17 protein-coding genes are annotated in these 16,479 nt (G+C 69.3%); 1 reads left to right on the plus strand and 16 read right to left on the minus strand.

The annotated features are described in order from the left end of the window. Positions 1-32 precede the first annotated feature (32 nt). The 12 genes from AVME950_RS19030 to apaG form a co-directional block, all read right to left on the minus strand. Positions 33-581: a chemotaxis protein CheW gene (locus AVME950_RS19030; protein WP_284431008.1), complete on the minus strand. Its 549-nt coding sequence runs from the start codon at positions 579-581 to the stop codon at positions 33-35. Positions 582-687: 106 nt separating this feature from the next. Further along, on the minus strand, positions 688-2,454 hold the full coding sequence (locus tag AVME950_RS19035; protein WP_284431009.1) for a methyl-accepting chemotaxis protein: 1,767 nt from the start codon (positions 2,452-2,454) through the stop codon (positions 688-690). Between the two features lie 307 nt (positions 2,455-2,761). Next, positions 2,762-4,534: a pectate lyase gene (locus tag AVME950_RS19040; protein ID WP_284431010.1), complete on the minus strand. Its 1,773-nt coding sequence runs from the start codon at positions 4,532-4,534 to the stop codon at positions 2,762-2,764. A gap of 373 nt (positions 4,535-4,907) precedes the next feature. Further along, complete coding sequence (gene thiL / locus AVME950_RS19045; protein ID WP_284431011.1) at positions 4,908-5,882, minus strand: thiamine-phosphate kinase; 975 nt, start codon at positions 5,880-5,882, stop codon at positions 4,908-4,910. Positions 5,883-5,918: 36 nt separating this feature from the next. Beyond that, positions 5,919-6,320, minus strand: a complete 402-nt coding sequence (locus AVME950_RS19050) for a GreA/GreB family elongation factor (RefSeq protein ID WP_284406631.1) — start codon at positions 6,318-6,320, stop codon at positions 5,919-5,921. Positions 6,321-6,731: 411 nt separating this feature from the next. Continuing rightward, positions 6,732-7,082 (minus strand): RNA-binding regulator, encoded by a 351-nt coding sequence (gene rbp, locus AVME950_RS19055; protein ID WP_284413396.1) that lies wholly within the window; start codon positions 7,080-7,082, stop codon positions 6,732-6,734. A gap of 100 nt (positions 7,083-7,182) precedes the next feature. Beyond that, positions 7,183-7,392: a hypothetical protein gene (locus AVME950_RS24415; RefSeq protein ID WP_317353765.1), complete on the minus strand. Its 210-nt coding sequence runs from the start codon at positions 7,390-7,392 to the stop codon at positions 7,183-7,185. Between the two features lie 290 nt (positions 7,393-7,682). Beyond that, complete coding sequence (locus tag AVME950_RS19060) at positions 7,683-8,204, minus strand: O-acetyl-ADP-ribose deacetylase (protein WP_284413398.1); 522 nt, start codon at positions 8,202-8,204, stop codon at positions 7,683-7,685. A 23-nt stretch (positions 8,205-8,227) separates the two neighbouring features. Further along, the gene (locus tag AVME950_RS19065; protein WP_284394324.1) at positions 8,228-9,352 is read right to left on the minus strand and encodes a YbdK family carboxylate-amine ligase; all 1,125 of its coding nucleotides are present in this window, start codon (positions 9,350-9,352) and stop codon (positions 8,228-8,230) included. After that, on the minus strand, positions 9,342-10,601 hold the full coding sequence (locus AVME950_RS19070) for a cation:proton antiporter (protein WP_272565687.1): 1,260 nt from the start codon (positions 10,599-10,601) through the stop codon (positions 9,342-9,344). The genes AVME950_RS19065 and AVME950_RS19070 overlap by 11 nt, the downstream gene beginning before the upstream one ends. Before the next feature lie 190 nt (positions 10,602-10,791). Next, positions 10,792-12,771, minus strand: coding sequence for a transporter-like protein TlpB (tlpB, locus tag AVME950_RS19075; RefSeq protein WP_284431012.1), 1,980 nt, complete (start codon positions 12,769-12,771; stop codon positions 10,792-10,794). Continuing rightward, positions 12,768-13,175, minus strand: coding sequence for a Co2+/Mg2+ efflux facilitator ApaG/CorD (apaG, locus tag AVME950_RS19080; protein WP_272565684.1), 408 nt, complete (start codon positions 13,173-13,175; stop codon positions 12,768-12,770). Before apaG ends, tlpB begins: the two co-directional genes overlap by 4 nt. A 69-nt stretch (positions 13,176-13,244) precedes the next feature. Here apaG and rpe point away from each other — a divergent pair, with 69 nt between their 5' ends. After that, positions 13,245-13,925, plus strand: coding sequence for a ribulose-phosphate 3-epimerase (gene rpe / locus AVME950_RS19085; RefSeq protein ID WP_092745201.1), 681 nt, complete (start codon positions 13,245-13,247; stop codon positions 13,923-13,925). 38 nt (positions 13,926-13,963) lie between these two features. Here rpe and AVME950_RS19090 read toward each other — a convergent pair whose 3' ends face one another. The 4 genes from AVME950_RS19090 to AVME950_RS19105 form a co-directional block, all read right to left on the minus strand. Continuing rightward, positions 13,964-14,380 carry a hypothetical protein gene (locus AVME950_RS19090; protein WP_284431013.1) on the minus strand — a complete coding sequence of 139 codons (417 nt, stop codon included), beginning with the start codon at positions 14,378-14,380 and terminating at the stop codon, positions 13,964-13,966. A gap of 152 nt (positions 14,381-14,532) precedes the next feature. After that, positions 14,533-14,865 carry a DHCW motif cupin fold protein gene (locus AVME950_RS19095; protein WP_272565681.1) on the minus strand — a complete coding sequence of 111 codons (333 nt, stop codon included), beginning with the start codon at positions 14,863-14,865 and terminating at the stop codon, positions 14,533-14,535. 42 nt (positions 14,866-14,907) lie between these two features. Next, a complete protein-coding gene (locus AVME950_RS19100; RefSeq protein ID WP_284431014.1) occupies positions 14,908-15,951 on the minus strand; it encodes an NAD(P)H-dependent flavin oxidoreductase in 1,044 nt (347 codons plus the stop codon). Positions 15,952-16,017: 66 nt separating this feature from the next. Next, positions 16,018-16,350, minus strand: a complete 333-nt coding sequence (locus AVME950_RS19105; RefSeq protein WP_284431015.1) for a hypothetical protein — start codon at positions 16,348-16,350, stop codon at positions 16,018-16,020. Positions 16,351-16,479 lie beyond the last annotated feature (129 nt).

Consider the following 16,479-nt stretch of genomic DNA (forward strand, 5'->3'; position numbering starts at 1 on the left):
GCAGGAGCCCCGCGCCGAGGGCGCTTCGGCGATCAGTCCATGAACGCGGCAGCGGCCGCGGCGGCCGGGCTGACGCCGGTCGGCCGCATGCGGCCCAGCGTCTCGCTGCCCACCAGGCCCTCGATGTCCACGAGGATGAGCATGCGGTCGTTCACGCTGCCCAGGCCCAGGATGAATTGGGCGTCCACGCTGGAGGACAGCTGGGGCGCGGGGCGGATCATCTCCGCCGTCAACTCCACCACATCGGAGACGGAGTCCACCACCGCGCCCACGGTGTGCTGTCCGACGTTGAGCACGATCACCACCGTGGAGTGGTTGTACTCGGCGCTGGCGCAATGCAGCCGCAGGCGCAGGTCCACGATGGGAATGATGATGCCGCGCAGATCGACCACGCCCTTGATGAAGTCGGGCGCACCGGCCAGCCGCGTCGGCGGCTCGTAGGAGCGGATTTCCTGTACCTGGAGGATGCCGATGCCGTACTCCTCATCGCCCAGGCGGAACGAGAGGAATTCGCCGCCCTGGCTGACGGCATTGGCGGCGGCGGTGTCGGTGGTGTCGGTGGGAGAGGAAGAAAGGGCCATGGCGGATCTCTTGCAGGCAATGAAGGAAGAAAAGGGTCCCGTTGGGGTCCGGTGGCCCATCGTACCGGGGTGGGACGATGGGCCATGGATGGTGCGCGGGGGCGGGTCAGAAGTTCTGCCAGTCGTCTTCGCTGCCGCCGCCGGCCATGGCCAGCGAGGGCTGGCTCGGGCTGGGCGCGGCGGCCTTTCGGGGAGCGGCCGCCACGCGGGCCGGGGCACGCGGTGCGGAGGCGTCGCGCAGCGGGGCGGGTTGGGTCGCTGCAGCGCGGGCCGGGGCGGGGGCCGCCACCGCGTGCAGGCTGGGGGCTTCGTGGTCCAGCCGGAACACGCTCACCGCCTGCACCAGCCTGCCCGCCTGCGCACGCAGGCTGTCCGCCGCCGCGGCGCTTTCCTCGACCAGCGCGGCGTTCTGCTGCGTCACCTGGTCGAGCTGGCTCACGGCGTCGCTCACCTGGCCGATGCCCAGCGTCTGCTCCTGCGTGGCGGCGCTGATCTCGCTGATGAGGTCGTTCACGCGCTTGACCTGGGCCACGATGTCGGCCATGGTGCGGCCGGCCTCCTCCACCTGCTGGCTGCCTGCGTCCACCTTCTGCACGCTGTCGGTGATGAGGCCCTTGATCTCCTTGGCGGCGTCGGCGCTGCGCTGCGCGAGGCTGCGCACTTCGCTGGCCACCACGGCGAAGCCCCGGCCCTGCTCGCCGGCGCGGGCCGCTTCCACGGCGGCGTTGAGCGCCAGGATGTTGGTCTGGAAGGCGATGCCGTCGATCACGCCGATGATGTCCACGATCTTCTTGCTGGAGGCGGTGATGGCCTCCATGGTGTCCACGACCTGCCCCACCACCACGCCGCCGCGCTGCGCCACGGCGCTGGCGGAGTCGGCCAGCTGCGTGGCCTGGCGGGCGGTATCGCCGTTGTTCTTGACGGTGGCCGTGATCTCTTCCATCGAGGCGGCGGTCTGCTGCAGGTTGGAGGCCTGCTCTTCCGTGCGCTGGCTCAGGTCGGCGTTGCCGGTGGCGATCTGCGTGCTGCCGGTGGCGATCGAGTCGCTGCTCTGGCGGACCTGGCCCACCACCTGCGCCAGGCTGTCGCGCATGGCCTTCATGCCCACCAGCAGGCTGCCCTGGTCGCCTGCGCGGGTGCTCACGTCCACGGCGAGGTTGCCCGCGGCGATCTGGCGCACGACCTCGGAGGCGTAGTCTGGTTCGCCGCCGAGCTGCCGCGTGATGGACCGCGTCACCCACACGCCCAGCGCACAGGCCAGCCCGATGGCGAGCAGGGAGCCGGCCACGACGGCGTTGACATTGAAGGCGCGCAGCTGCTCGGCTTCCGCGGAGCGGCGGGCGAGCAGGTCGCTCTCGGCCTTGTCGAGTTCGCCCTGCAGCGCGCGAAAGCCGTCCATGGCCGCCTTGTCCTTGCCCTGGCCGAACTGCGCGAGGAAGTCCTGCATGGTCCTGGTGCCTGCCGCCACGTCGCGCCGTGCCTGCATCAAGGCGATCACCACGGTGGTGAATTCGGTGTTGCGGGCCTTCATCCCGTCCAGGCGCTGCTGCTGCGCCGGGTTGTCTGCGGTCAGCTTCTTGACCTCCGTCCAGGCCTGGTCGAACGACTGGCTGCCGGCTTTCCAGGGCTCCAGGAACCGGTCTTCGCCGCTGAGCAGAAAGCCGCGCGTGCCGGTTTCCATGTTGACCATGCTTTTGAGCAGCGTGTTGGAGCGGTCCAGCACCTGGTCGGTGTGGATGTTCCATTTTTCCGCCTCGGCCAGATGGGCGCTGCTGTACAGGGACGTGGCGGCGACCGCCAGAAAGATACCGATGACCGTACCGAAAGCGATCAGAAGTCGCCGTGAAACGGTCAGGGTGCGGCTCGGGTTCATATCCATCCTTCCGGGTCTGGCGGGGGGTGATTTGAAATGTAATAATTCGTATAAATGATAAATTTGAAACCCCGCAATGGGTATCAAAAAATAGTCTGAATTCTTGGAATTTCAGTCCGTGGAAAGAAAAATGGGTGGCATTGAGGATCTGGCATCCCCGTATTTATTTGATAAATATGATACTTTTGTGCGCCCATCCATGGGGTGCGATCCAAAGAAAGGCAGCCTGCAGGCCCGGGATCGGATCCCGGACCGGCAGGCTGCGGTGGGTGGGCTCGGGGCTGGGCCGGAAAACGTCAGCCGTCGATCACGCCTGCGGTGCCACGTAGGCGATGAGCCGCCCCATGCGGCGGATCCACTCCGAGGTGACGATGAACTGCGGCTTGTCCCGCTTCACGTAGGGCGGGACCTCCGGCGGGTTGTCGGCCGGGTAGGGCGACGTGTCCCAGGCATCGCCCACGTGCTTGCTGCGGTAGGCGGTGCCGGTGTAGGCCGCCGAGGGCCCGTCGCCCTGGTAGGGGTTGACGACCTCGGGCACGGGCGAGGTCCAGTAGCCCTTGGCGCCCAGTTCGTCCACCAGCGTTTGCGCTTCGCTGTCGGGCACCTTGGGCGTGGCCATGGTGGCGCCCGCGAACAGGTCGGGGAAGTCCACCTCGCGGATCGAGAAATACCGGGGCAGCGCGCGCGTGGCGGTGCCAGCCTGGAGGGGCGAGCGCGCCGCCATGGCGGCCACCGCCGCATCGCTCATGCCATCGAGCTGCCGGTAGGTGGACTCCAGTCCCGCGATGTCGATGGCGCGGCCCGCCGAGTAGTGGCTGACGGTGTTGGCCCAGTCCTTGTCGGCGTAGTAGCCGCCGTTGTGGATGTTGGAGCCGTAGCGGTGCACGTACAGCGACGCGTTGGTGCCCAGCTCCACGAACGTGGGGTGGGTGCGGCCGCCGCCCAGCAGCGGGCTGCCCGCGATGGCCGCCGCCGGCAGCGGGCAGGTCTTGAGCCAGGCGATGGCCTCGGGAATGCGCGCGAGGTAGCGGCGCTCGCCCGTGAGCTGGAAGTAGTTGAACAGCTGGCGGATGTTGGTTTGCGTGGTGTGCGTGGCCAGCGAGCGGGGCTCGTAGCTGCGCGCGCCGGCCGGTGCGCCGGCCGGGCGGCCGCCCATGGGGCGCGACAGGTGCTGCAGGCTCCAGCCGGCCTGCGGGCCGCTTTGCTGCATGAGGCGCATGCACTCCATGGCGCGTGCGATGGGGGCCAGCAGGCGCGTCTCGCCCAGCGCCATCACGCACATCGTGAGGAACTTGATGTTCTCGCCCATCACGTCGTCGTTGAAGGTCACGTGCAGCGTGTAGTCGCCGTCTTCCATGCCCGAATGGGCGCCCGCAGGCACCTGCTCGGGGTGGGGCGAGGGCATGGCGCCGACCGCGCCGGGAAAGTGCGGGAACCGCTGCGGCCAGCCGCCGTTCGCCACGCCGTATTCGGGGCCGAACTGCGCGTTCAGCACGAAGTCGATGGCCTTTTGCAGCGGCGCGAGAAAGCGCACGTCGCGCTTTTCCACATACATGCGCAGCAGCAGCTGCGAGGCCACGGCCGTGCCCGCGTCGTCGAACGTGGCGTTGCCGTAGTAGTGCTGGAACTCCTCCAGCCGCCAGCCGTTCTTGCCGATGGTGTCGTACCACTGGCGCAGCGACGCCTCGCCCGCGAAGTCGTGGATGTAGTTCCAGCCGCCCGAGGCGTGCTGCGCCGCGACGATGGCCAGCGTGGTGCGCTCGGCGGCCTGCAGGAAGCGTTCGTCGCCGGTGGCGTGGTAGGCGTCCAGGTACACGTGGCCGACCGAGGGCGTGCCCGGCGGCTGGATCCAGCACATGGTGCGGTAGGCCTCCATCTCGCCGAAGGTCTGCTTCAGGTCGGGCGAGTACGACCACACGTAGCCGCCGCGGTACGAAACCACCTCGTCCATGTAGTCGGCGGCGCGCCGCAGCGCGGTGGCCGCCTCGCCCTGCGGGCCGGATGCGCCACCCGAACCGCCGCCACAGGCGGTGAGCCACAGCGGCGCGAGCGCCGTCAGCGCGAAATCTCTGCGTTTCATGGAATGTCTCCTCTCGTCTTCGATGCAAGGAATGCACGCGCCGTCGGCGCGGCGATCGCAGCCTGGGGATCCCGGCTGTCTTGGTGTGCAGATCATCTTGAAGGATGTCGTACAACTTGGCGGCGATTGTGGGAGGCAGGGGAGAGGAGGCGATGCGTGTTTACCCGGTCTGCCACGCTCCAGAAGGTGCGTAAGCCTTTGGTAAGGCGCTTCGAGTTAGTACCTACTTAGGCGCAAACGATTGCGCAGTCGGTATCGGTGGCCAACGTCGGGATGGCCGCACGCGTGGTTTCGGTGGCATTTCGTCACAAAGTGGTACGACAACTGCCGCTTTGCAGGGACGGTGATGTCCCGCAAGTGATTGCGCTGCCGATCAGCGAAAGTGGTCGTATGACGAGTATTGCTGGGGGAGGGACTGGCCCTGGGCATCCACCAGCCGCAGGCCGGGCGCGGCCTCGATGGTGCCGATGCGGGCCACGGGCGTGGCCGTGGCCTGCCCGGCGGCCTGGACCTCGGCGCGGTGCTCGGGCGCGGCGGTGAACAGCAGTTCGTAGTCGTCGCCGCCGGCCAGGGCGCAGCGCAGCAGGGTTTCGTGGTCAAAAGCCGCTGATGCCCTAGTACTCATTGCCCCTGTTGCTATTAATTCAATAGCGTTCTGGGTGTCGATGCGGGCCCCCACGCCCGAGGCCTGCAGGATGTGGCCCAGGTCGCCCACCAGCCCGTCGCTCACGTCGATGGCGCTGCGGGCCAGCCCGCGCAGGGCCTGCCCCAATGCCACGCGCGGGGTGGGGCGCTCCAGCCGCTCGCGGGCCGGGGCCAGCCAGGGCGCGGGCAGGGTGCGCTCGCCGCGCAGCGCCTCCAGCGCCAGTCGCGCGTCCCCGAGCGTGCCGCTCACCCACACGTCGTCGCCCGCGCGCGCGCCGCTGCGCAGCAGGGCCTGGCCGGCGGGCACTTCGCCGAACACGGTGATGCAGATGTTGAGCGGCCCGCCCGTGGTGTCGCCGCCCACCAGCTCGCAGCCGTGCGCATCGGCCAGCGCCAGCAGCCCGCGCGAGAAGCGCTCCAGCCAGTCGCTGTCGGCCCGCGGCAGCGACAGGGCGAGCGTGAAGGCCAGCGGCCGGGCGCCGCACGCGGCCAGATCGCTCAGGTTGACCGCCAGCGCCTTGTGGCCGAGCGCCTCGGGATCGACGTCGGCGAAGAAATGGCGGCCCTCCACCAGCATGTCGCTGGAGACGGCCAGGTGCATGCCCGGCGAGGGCGCGAGCAGCGCGCAGTCGTCGCCCACGCCCAGCGCGGCACGGCGCACGGGGCGCTGGAAGAAACGGCGGATCAGATCGAATTCACCCATGGCAGGAGCATACGGTGCGGCAGGCCACGGCCCGCGCTACGTCTGGTAGTCGCCGCTGGCCTCGGGCTGAAAGAGGATGGCGACGACCTGCGCCGCGCAGGCGTCGCCGTTCGGCGTGAGCCACTTCGCGACGTCACCGACCTTCAGGCCCAGCAGGCTGCTGCCCACCGGCGAGAGCACGGAGATGAAGCCGGCCGTGGGCTCGGCATCCCGCGGATAGCAGACCGTGAGCGTCTGGCGCCGGGCGGTCTGCACATCGACCAGCTCCACGCGCGAGTACATCGTCACGACATCGCCGGGCACGGCGCGCGAGCCCGTCACCTCGGCACTGGCCAGCAGCGCGGCCAGGGCGGGGGGGAGTTCGCGCCCGGGCAGTTTGCTCAGGCGGGCGAAATCAAGTTCGGTGAGCGTGCGCTCGCCGTGAATCGTTGCATGCATCGACACACTCCATCGAATGAATGCGGGCAACGCCCAAAAGAGGGTGCGCCCGCGGCCGCGCGAGGCGGGGGCCCGGCGGCGGAGGGTTGCGCTGAAAGAAGAGGAGAGGGGAGCGGACCGCCGGGCTCAGGAAGGTGCGGGGGGCACCGGCCGATGCGCTCTCTTGGCGGCCGCGTGCGCGCCGGCCGCTGCGCGGGGCAGTGCGGCCAGGGTGGCGTGGGGGCCGGAGAGGGGGAAGGGCATGCGGGCAGTGTAGGCCGTCATGCGGGCGGCACCCGCAATGGCCTCACGCCCTTTGCCAGATTGGGTGCCCCCTCGCGCTGCGGCGCGCGCCCAGGAGCGGCATGCAGGACGGCCGGGCGAAAAAAAACCGGCCCAGGAGGGCCGGCTTTTCGCGGAGTGCGGCAGGGCTCAGTAACGGCCACCGCCGAAACCACCCGTGCCGTAGCCCACGTCGGAGCGCTTGTTCGCGCCGTAGCCCGCTGCGCTGTAGCCGCCCGAGCCGCCGCCTTCTTCGCGGGGGCGGGCCAGGTTCACGACGATCGAGCGGCCGTCGACGGACATGCCGTGCAGTCCGGTGATGGCGGCCTGCGCGACTTCGGCGGACGCCATTTCCACGAAGCCGAAGCCCTTGGAGCGGCCGGTTTCACGGTCCATCATGACCTTGGCGGAGGAGACGTTGCCGAACTCGGCAAAGTTGCTTTGCAAGATCGCATCGGTCACGGAGTAGGGCAGGTTGCCCACGTAGATTTTGCTGCTCATGGAAAGAGCCTTTCTGAAAGAGGTGCGCAACGAATGGCGCGCCGTTGGAGGACGGTGGTGCGAAGGGGGAAAAGGGAGCTGCCTTGGCAGACCCTGGGCCTCAGCACGCCGGAGGATGCGGCATGCTCGTTTGCAGCCAGCCCTGGGTGATGGCAAAGAGCCGGGCGGCTTCGCGGGATGCAAAGGCTTTGTCGAAACGGAATACGCGGCAGTAGCTGCCGTTACCCTGGGATCGATGGACCGAGAAGGAGGCACGGAAGCGGCCACAGTCGGTCGGGTGTGTCGAGGGCGAGACGACGTATGGGCCCATGGGAATGGCGGTCTTGGAAATCTAATTCATTCAGGATCGCAGGCGGGACAGGGCCTGCGTGAGCATCGAGGAACTCGGTCGGCTGCAGCTCGGCAGATCGACAGGGCGACGAAGGTCGCAAAAGGCGGCCTGCCGGGGGCCGATGGCCGGTTCCCAGCAAGCGTTGCGGTGATGGCACGGGTCAGGCGCCAAGACTGCAACAAAGGGCATTATATCACCATTGAGAATTTAAAAGTCAATTAATATTCTCGATGGTTTTAAAGAGGGTGTCTCCCAGCCACCCCTCGATGCTATTCGGCCGCCTGCCCAAGCACCGCCCGGTATACGGACAGGTCCTGCTCCGAGAAGCAGCAGAAGGTCACCTCCCGAATACCGGGCGTCTGCGCGAGGGTGGCATGCACCGCATCGACGGCCACCACCGCCGCCTGCTCGATCGGGTAGCCGTAGATGCCCGTGCTGATGCAGGGAAACGCCACCGTCCTCGCCCCACGTTCGCTCGCCAGCAGAAGCGACTTGCGATAGCAGGAGGCCAGCAGGCCCGCCTCGCCGTTCGCGCCGCCGCGCCACACCGGACCGACCGTGTGCACGATGACGGAGGCCGCCAGCCGGTAGCCCCGGGTGGCTTTCGCATCCCCGGGCTTGCAGCCGCCCAGCAGCCGGCATTCGTGCAGCAGCTCCGGGCCGGCCGCGCGGTGGATGGCGCCATCCACCCCGCCCCCGCCGAGCAGCGACGAATTGGCCGCGTTGACGATGGCATCCACCGCCAGCTGGGTGATGTCGGCGCGCAGTGCGCGAAGCGTGGCGTTCGCCATGGGCGCGGCCTGCCGTCGGCCCGTCAGGACACCGCGCCCCGAAAGCGCTGCGCCGCCTGCCGGCTCACCTCGCCCAGCAACTGCTCGTTGCGCTGGCGCTCGCGCAGCCAGCGCGCGTCGTTCTGGCCGGCGTCGGCCTCGCTGCGCAGCATGTGCAGCGCGCTCGACGCCCCGGTGACACCCGCGTGCCGCGCGATGTGGTCGATCGTCTGCAGGATGTGGTCGCGCAGCGGCATGTGGCTGCCCGTGGCCGGGTCCACATAGACCGCATCCATGCCGAAGCGGCAGGCCTGGAAGCGGTTGTAGGTGTAGACGAGGTAGTCGTCCTCGGTCGGCATGAAGGGCTGCTCGGCCAGGAACCACGCACCCAGCGACTGCACGAAGCCGGCGAGCGCGGCGGCGCGCTCCACGGTGAGCGGCGTGTCGAACACCCGGATCTCGATGGTGCCGAACTCGGGCTTGGGGCGGATGTCCCAGTAGAAGTCCTTCATGCTCTTGACCACGCCCGTGCGCGTCATCTTGTCGAAGTAGTGCTCGAAGTCCGTCCAGGTGAGCGCCATGGGCGCGCGGCCGGACAGCGGGAACGCGAACACCGAGTTGAGCCGGGCGGAATCGAACGCCGTGTCCTGCCCCTGCACGTAGGGGCTGGAGGCCGACAGCGCGATGAAGTGCGGGATGTAGCGCGACATGCGGTGCAGCATCAGCAGCGCCGCGTCGGCGTCCGGGCAGCCGATGTGCACGTGCTGCCCGAAGATCGTGAACTGCTTGGACAGGTAGCCGTACAGCTCCGACAGCTCGCGAAAGCGCGGCTTGTCGTAGATGCGCCGCTCGTGCCATTGCTGGAACGGGTGCGTGCCGCCGCCGGCCACGGCGATGTTGAGCTTGTCCGCGCTCTTGACCAGCGCATCGCGGATCTGCGTGAGCTGGCCCAGCACCTCGCTGCTGCTGTGGCACACGCCGGTGGAGATCTCGATCATGCTGTTGGTCATCTCGGGCACGACGCTGCCGGGCAGCGGCGTCTTGTGCATGAGGCGCAGCATGTCCTCGGCATAGGGCGCGAGGTCGTAGTCGTGCGTGTTGACGAGCTGCAGCTCCAGCTCGACGCCCAGCGTCAGGGGCTCGGAATGGTGGAAGGCTTCAAGACTCACGGCTGTTGTCTCCGTTGGCGGCGCGCGAGAGCGGCGCCCAGGGTTTCGAACTCTCGCCCGCGCGGTAGATGGCGACGGTGGCGATCACGGCCCCGAGCACTTCCATGACCAGGATGGCCGGCAGCGCCACGCGGGCGATCAGCTGGCCGGTGGAGGCGGAGGCCACCACGAACTGCGATGCGATCAGCAGCGCGATGGACGACATCGGCGTCATCGCGCAGCCCACCCACAGGGCCTGGCGCCAGCTGGCGCCGCTGCCCACGTTGCCCACCGCCACGCCCAGGGCCTTGGCCGCCAGGCGCACCACGATCAGGGCCAGCACGACGCCGGCCACCGGGCCGCTCCAGTCGGCCTGCGCCGCCACGGTGGAGACCAGCACGAACATCAGCATGGTCAGCAAAGACGAGGCCGTGCCCATCTGGCGCGGCCAGGCCCAGGGGCGCGGATTGAGCTGCTTGAGCAGCATGCCGGCCAGGAGCGCGGCCAGCGGCGCGGAGCCGCCCATGTGCGCCGCGACGGCCGTGCCGGCGGCGATGAGGGTGAGCAGCAGGAACGAAGTGTTCTCGCTCGTGGGGCTCATGAAGCGCAGCGCCATGCGCAGCACCAGGGCCAGCACGGCGCCGACAATGATCGAGACGCCCAGCACCACCATGACCGGGTAGATGGTGTCCATGATGCGCGCGGCGGGGCGGTTGATCAGCTCCGCCGTGGCGCTGCCCAGCGTCAGGGCGTACAGCGTGGAGAGCGTGGCCAGCACCATGGCGCGGTCGGTCACCGGGCCGGCGGCGCGCGTGTCGGCCACCACGCGGCTGAGCACCGCGGGCGAGGCGGCCAGGGCCACCAGGGCGAGCGGGCCGGCAGCGCGCTGGGGCACGTCCAGCCACATCAGCACGTAGTACACGGCGAAGTAGGTCAGGGCCGATTCGGCGATGCTCTGCACCAGCACCATCGGGTTGTGGCGGAACCAGCGCAGCGGAATGCGCCCGCCCGCCTCGAACAGCACCAGTGCGATGCCCAGTTCCAGCAGGAACAGGCTGATGCCCTGCAGCGGCCACACGGCGCCGGTGAAGCCCAGCAGGCCGGCGATGGTGCCGACCAGGGTGTAGCCGACCACCTTGGGCAGGCCGATATGGCGTTGGAAAAGGTAGCCCGATACCGCGGCCACTGCGAGCAGCAGCGACCATTGCACGGTGGGCAACCCGGCCGAAGGGCGCAACCATTGCGCCCAGAAGCTCAGGATTTCATCCATTCTTTGTATGTCCTCTTCGCGCAGGCGCCAGGCCTGCAGGGTTGGGTCGGCCTTCGCGAAGCCCCCTCGGCGCGCAGCGGCCCGACCCCGGGGTCGCCCGAATTTACCCGCTGGGGTGGCCCCACCCTGTAGGACGGAGGCCTCCATTCCGGGGCGTATCGGGGCGGCGGAAAAGACCTTTTAACAGGGCTCAGGCCGCGCGCCGGGCGGGCATGAAAAACTCCATCGGCGCGCGCCGCAGCCGCGAGCGCAGGGCCGCATAGACGCGGGCCCGCTCCACCCCCGTCACGCTGTGCGCGCGCAGAGCGAGCCGGAAGGCCAGGTAGAAGCTCACCGACACGTTCAGCGCGCCCAGCAGCGGGATCGTGGCCACGGCCCACCAGAACTGCGGCATGTGCAGCACCGGCAGGCCCAGCGCCGTGCTGGCCGCGCCCAGCTGGCCCGACGACAGCGTGACGTGGCGCACGTCCAGCCCGAGCCCGAAGAACGAGGCGATGGGCGGCACCAGCCCCAGCATGAAGCCCAGCGAGATGTTGGCGGCGAAGCCGGACAGGTTCTCGCGCAGGAAGTGCGCCCAGCGCGCGGCGCGCGCCGTGCCCAGCAGCCGGGTGATGCGCGGGTTGTATTGCACGGCCGAATCCAGGCGGTGCAGCACGAACCAGTTCTCCGCCCAGCCCGCGATGATGCTGGAGGCGAACAGCAGCACGCCGGTGAAGGCCGCGAACAGCAGCGAGGGCCCCAGCAGGTGCAGCGACTCCAGCACGTGGTGGGCCTGGGCCGTGCTGATGGCCGTCTGCCCGGTTCCCTTGGCGATCAGCAGCGTGATGCCGATCACGGTCGGGAACACCACGAGCACGTTGCCCAGCACCGCGGCCACCTGCGACCGCACCAGGTGCGTGACCTCGTCCACGAAGGACACCACGGCCTCGTCGGAGTGCAGGTCCTTGAGCTTGGCCGCCATGGCCGGCGCGGTCATCGCGGGCTGCTTGGTGGCCACCGTGAAGTGCAGCAGCAGGATCAGCACGAAGCTCACCGAATAGTTCACGCCCGCCCAGAAGCCGCCCCAGAAGGCCGACAGCGCCAGTGCCGCCAGGCCGAACTTCATGAGGGTGGTGAAGGCCATCACCAGGCCGCCGCCCGCGGCCTTGCCGACCATGGCGCGGTATTCGGCGCCGGTGCGCGTGATGTAGTGCTCGCCCGTCTCGGCGCTGCGCTCGGCCACCTTGGCCGCCAGCAGCGACGAGTTGGACGCCAGCAGCGCGCGCAGGCTGCGCCGTTCGCGGCCCACGGTGACCAGCCGCGCCATCAGGCGGGCGGCGGTGGGGGCGGGCGTGGGCGAGAGCAGGCAGTCCAGCAGCTCGCGCACGCGCAGGATGCGCTCGCGCAGCTGCCGCAGCCGGAACACCAGTCCCACCGAAATGCCGTTGTCCTCGAAGTGCGAATACACCGTGGCCGCGGCGGCGCGGCAGGCATCGAGCCGCTCGCGCAGGCGCTGCACGGATTCGTCGAGCCGGTCGGTGGTGCGCAACTGGTGCATCACCTCGACGCGCACGCTCTCCACGTCGCGGATCAGGGCGTGGAACGGCTGCGCGTCGCGCGCGGCTTCGCTCATGCGCAGGCGCAGTTCGGGCGCGAAACCGGTGGACAGGATCTGCCCCGCGCAATAGGTGATGGCGTCCAGCAGGGCGCGCTGCCAGCGGGTGGCGCCCGGCGCCTCGGCCGGGGCCATGGCCGACAGCAGCCGCACGAGCAGGGCCTCGTCCAGGGCCGCGAGCCACAGCGCATCGAAATCGTAGGGCAGCGCCAGCATGAACAGCTCGGACGCGTCGATGGTCTCCGGGCTGCCCGGCAGCAGCTTGTAGCGCAGGCGCTCCGCCACCTCGCTGGCGAGGGCCGTGCGCGGCGCGAAGCCGAAGTCGGCCAGCAAGGTGGTGATGTCCACCGTGCCGACGAGCGCGCTCCACCAGTCCTGCAGGCGCTGGCGCGCGGCATCGTCCTTTTCGATGGCCTCCACGAACAGCTGCATGCGGCCGACCGCGGCCTCGACCGAGCGGCGGTTGCCCCGCACCCAGTCCAGCAGCGCAATCAGCCAGAGGTGGCGCTGCGCCAGCGGCGCGCCCGCATCCAGCTGGGCCAGCAGGTGGCCCAGGTCATTGGCGTGGCGCTTCAATGCAGCACTCTGCCGTTCAGGGGGGCGCCCGAGGCGTCGCCGGACACGGCTTCCAGCACGAACAGCGCAATGGGGCATTCGAACGGCTCGCCGTCCTCGGCCACGCAGAAATAGCGGCCGTGCATGCTGCCGCTGGCCGTGCGCAGGCGGCAGCCGCTCGTGTACTGAAAGGATTCCCCGGGCTTGAGCAGCGGCTGCTGCCCGACGACGCCCAGGCCCTTGACCTCTTCGGTGTGGCCGCGCGCGTCGCTGATGACCCAGTGGCGGGAGATCAACTGGGCGGGGATGTCGCCCGTGTTCGTGATGGTGATGGTGTAGGCGAAGCCATAAAAGCCCTCGTCGGGCGTGGATTGCTCGGGCAGGTACTGGGATTGCACCTCGGCCTGGAACTGGTACTTCGGCATGGGCGCAATGGTACCCGGGCCGGCGGGCAAGCCTTCTGGATCGCCGCGGGCTGCTGCGACAATCGGGGGATGAGCCGCACCTACCGCATTGCCCCCTCGATCCTGTCCGCCGATTTCGCCCGCCTGGGCGACGAAGTGAAGAACGTCATCGCCGCCGGCGCCGACTGGATCCACTTCGATGTGATGGACAACCACTACGTGCCCAACCTGACGTTCGGGCCCATGATCTGCCAGGCGCTGAAGCCCCACGCCAAGACCCCGGACGGCCAGCCCGTGCCGATCGACGTGCACCTGATGGTCCAGCCCGTGGATGCGCTGGCCGCCGCTTTCGCCGATGCCGGCGCCGACTACATCAGCTTTCACCCCGACGCCTCGGCCCACGTGCACCGCAGCGTGCAGGCCATCCGCGCCAAGGGCGCCAAGCCCGGCCTGGTGTTCAACCCCGCCGAACCGCTCGACGTGCTCGACTGGGTGATCGACGACATCGACCTCATCCTCATCATGAGCGTGAACCCGGGCTTCGGCGGCCAGAGCTTCATCGACTCCGCCCTGCGCAAGATCGAGGCCGTGCGCCGGCGCATCGACGCTTGCGGCAAGGACATCCGCCTCGAAGTGGACGGCGGCATCAAGACCGACAACATCCGCCGCGTGGCGGATGCGGGCGCGGACACCTTCGTGGCGGGCAGCGCGATCTTCGGCAAGCCCGACTACGCCGGCGTGATCGGCGCCATGCGCACGCAACTGGCCTGACGCGGGCCGGCCGCAGTCTGGGCCTGCATTCACATCGATCAGCGCGCTGGTGGCGCTGGGGGCGGCGGCACGATGGTGGTCGTGGTGCTCTCGCGCAGCACGCCGCCCGCGGCGGGCGAGCCGGACACGGCACTCGGGCCCTTCACGCGGTCCAGGCAGGCGGAACGCTCTTCGGGCGTCTTGAACACGGCGCAACGGTCCACCGCATTGCTCTGCTCGGCCTGGGCGCCCGGATTGGTCAACTGGCCGGTGCGCGACGATTCCAGGGCCGCACCCGCTTCCTGCAGGCACACGGCCTGGGACTGCTGCGTGTTGCCGCTCAGGCAGGCCTGGCGGTCGCGCTCGTAGCGGGCCCGGGCGGATTCGTCCGGTGCGGCGTGCGCGGTGGCGGCGGCTGCGGCCAGCAGGGCGGTCGCGGCGAGCGCGGAAAAGCGGCGAAGAGAAGACATCGGCATGGTGATCCTTTGGTATGCGAACCGCCCCTGGCAGCCGGGCGAAGGCCCGGCCGGGGCAAGGTTTGCAGACTAGGCGTACACCGATGGAGCGTCTGTCGGACGGTGCGCAGCCGCCGTGCGGGCCGTTCGCCCGCCACAGGGCGGCCCAGGCGTCAATCCACGATGAAGAGCTGCGCGCCCGTGGCCGTCGACGACCGGTGGGCCGCATCGCCGAAGTCGGACACCTGATAGCTCATGCCGGCCGTGAGCGTGACACGGCGACCATCCTTCAATTCGGTTTCCAGCGTGCCTTCCAGCACGAACAGGATGTGGCCCCGGTCGCACCAGTGGTCGGCCAGGTAGCCGGCGGAATAGTCGACCCGGCGAATGCGAATGTCGCCCACGGTCTGGGTGCGCCACAGGGCCGTTCCGGTCTCGCCAGGGTGCTCGGTGGGTGCGATGAGCGACCAGTCCGTCGTCGTGAAGGGCAGTGCAGGAATTTTCATGTCAAAGCGGTGGGGCCGGTGAATCTGGAAACGGTCGGCCGCTCAGCGCAGGCCCTTCGCCAACGCGCGCGTCAGGTCGGCGGCGGACGCCTCCCGGCAGCCGCTCGCGTTCTGTCCGGACCACAGTGGTGAAAAGTCGCTGCGCCCCAAGGCTTCCGCCTTGGCGCGCAGCGGGGCCAGCGCGGCCGTCGCGAGGGGGAACTCCGGGGCTGCGGGGTTCAGTGGCCCCAGTTCGTGCATGACGCGGTTCATGATGCCGCGGGCAGGGCGGCCGGTGAACAGGTGGGTGAGGGCGGTGTGGCGCGCCGCGTCGCTTTGCAATGCGGCGCGGTGCACTGCGCTGGTGGTGGCCTCGGTGGCCAGCATGTAGGCGGTGCCGACCTGCACGCCCGAGGCCCCCAGCGCCATGGCCGCGGCCACGCCCTGGGCGTCCGCGATGCCCCCGGCCGCGATGACCGGGCACTGCACGGCGCCGACGATCTGGGGCAGCAGCGCGAAGGTGCCGGATTGCTTCGTCAGGTCGTGCGACAGGAAGTGCCCGCGGTGCCCGCCGGCCTCCAGGCCCTGCGCGATGACCGCGTCCACGCCCCGCGCCTGCAGCCAGAGCGCTTCTTCCACCGTGGTGGCCGACGCGAGGACTTTGGAGCCCCAACTTTTCACCTGCGCCAGGAGGTCGTCCGGCGGCAGCCCGAAATGGAAGCTGACCACCGGCGGCCGGAACTCCGCCAGCAGGCCGGCCACCTCGGCGTTGAACGGATGGCGTCCCGCACCGGCGGGGATGTCCTCCGAACGAAGGCCGAATTCGGCGTAATAGGGCGCCAGCGCCGTACGCCATGCCGCCTCCCGCTGCGGATCGGGCTGGGGCGGCGTGTGGCAGAAGAAGTTGACGTTGTAGGGCCGGCGGGTGGCCGCGCGGATGGCCGTGACTTCCTGGCGGATCAGGTCGGGCGTGAGCCCGGCGCAAGGCAAGGAGCCCAAACCCCCGGCTTCGCTCACGGCGATCACCATGGCGCTTCCCGACACCGCCACCATGGGCGCCTGGATGAGGGGAAATTCGGTGCCGAGGAGGTGTTGGAGCGTGGTCATCGGTGGGGCCTGTAGGGACGTGGTGGGCATTCTGCACCACCTCCTCCAGCCGCCACGCGCGGCGGTTCAGCGGGCGGGGCCGAATCCGAACAGGGAGGGTTTGGAGGGGGCCGGGGGATCGGCTGGTGGGCGCCCCGTCTGGGGCGCATCGTGCGATGGCGACACCCCTTTCGCGGCCCGCTTCACGGCAAGGCGAGGGCCGATGTCCAGGTCTTCGATCATGGCTTGCAACACCCGAAGCCCATCGGCCAGGGCCTGGTGGTAGGTGCCCGTGGCCGACGCGGACCGTTCCATCTCCGCCCAGGCACCGCCGCCTTCGCGCTCCATCAGCACCCAGCGGAAGTCCCCGGGGGACGGCTCTTGCACATGGATGGCGATGGGGCGGAGGGGGGACGGCATCACTCCAGCATAGGGGATCGCGGGGGATGGACCAAGGCCGTGCCGCCACCCGATTGGCAGGCAATGCCTACCGATGCGGCAAGCGGCCGCCTACAAGGGTGGCAGACCGATCGACGCAGACTGGGACGC

This window comes from Acidovorax sp. SUPP950 (genome assembly GCF_030158935.1).
Taxonomy (GTDB): domain Bacteria; phylum Pseudomonadota; class Gammaproteobacteria; order Burkholderiales; family Burkholderiaceae_C; genus Paracidovorax.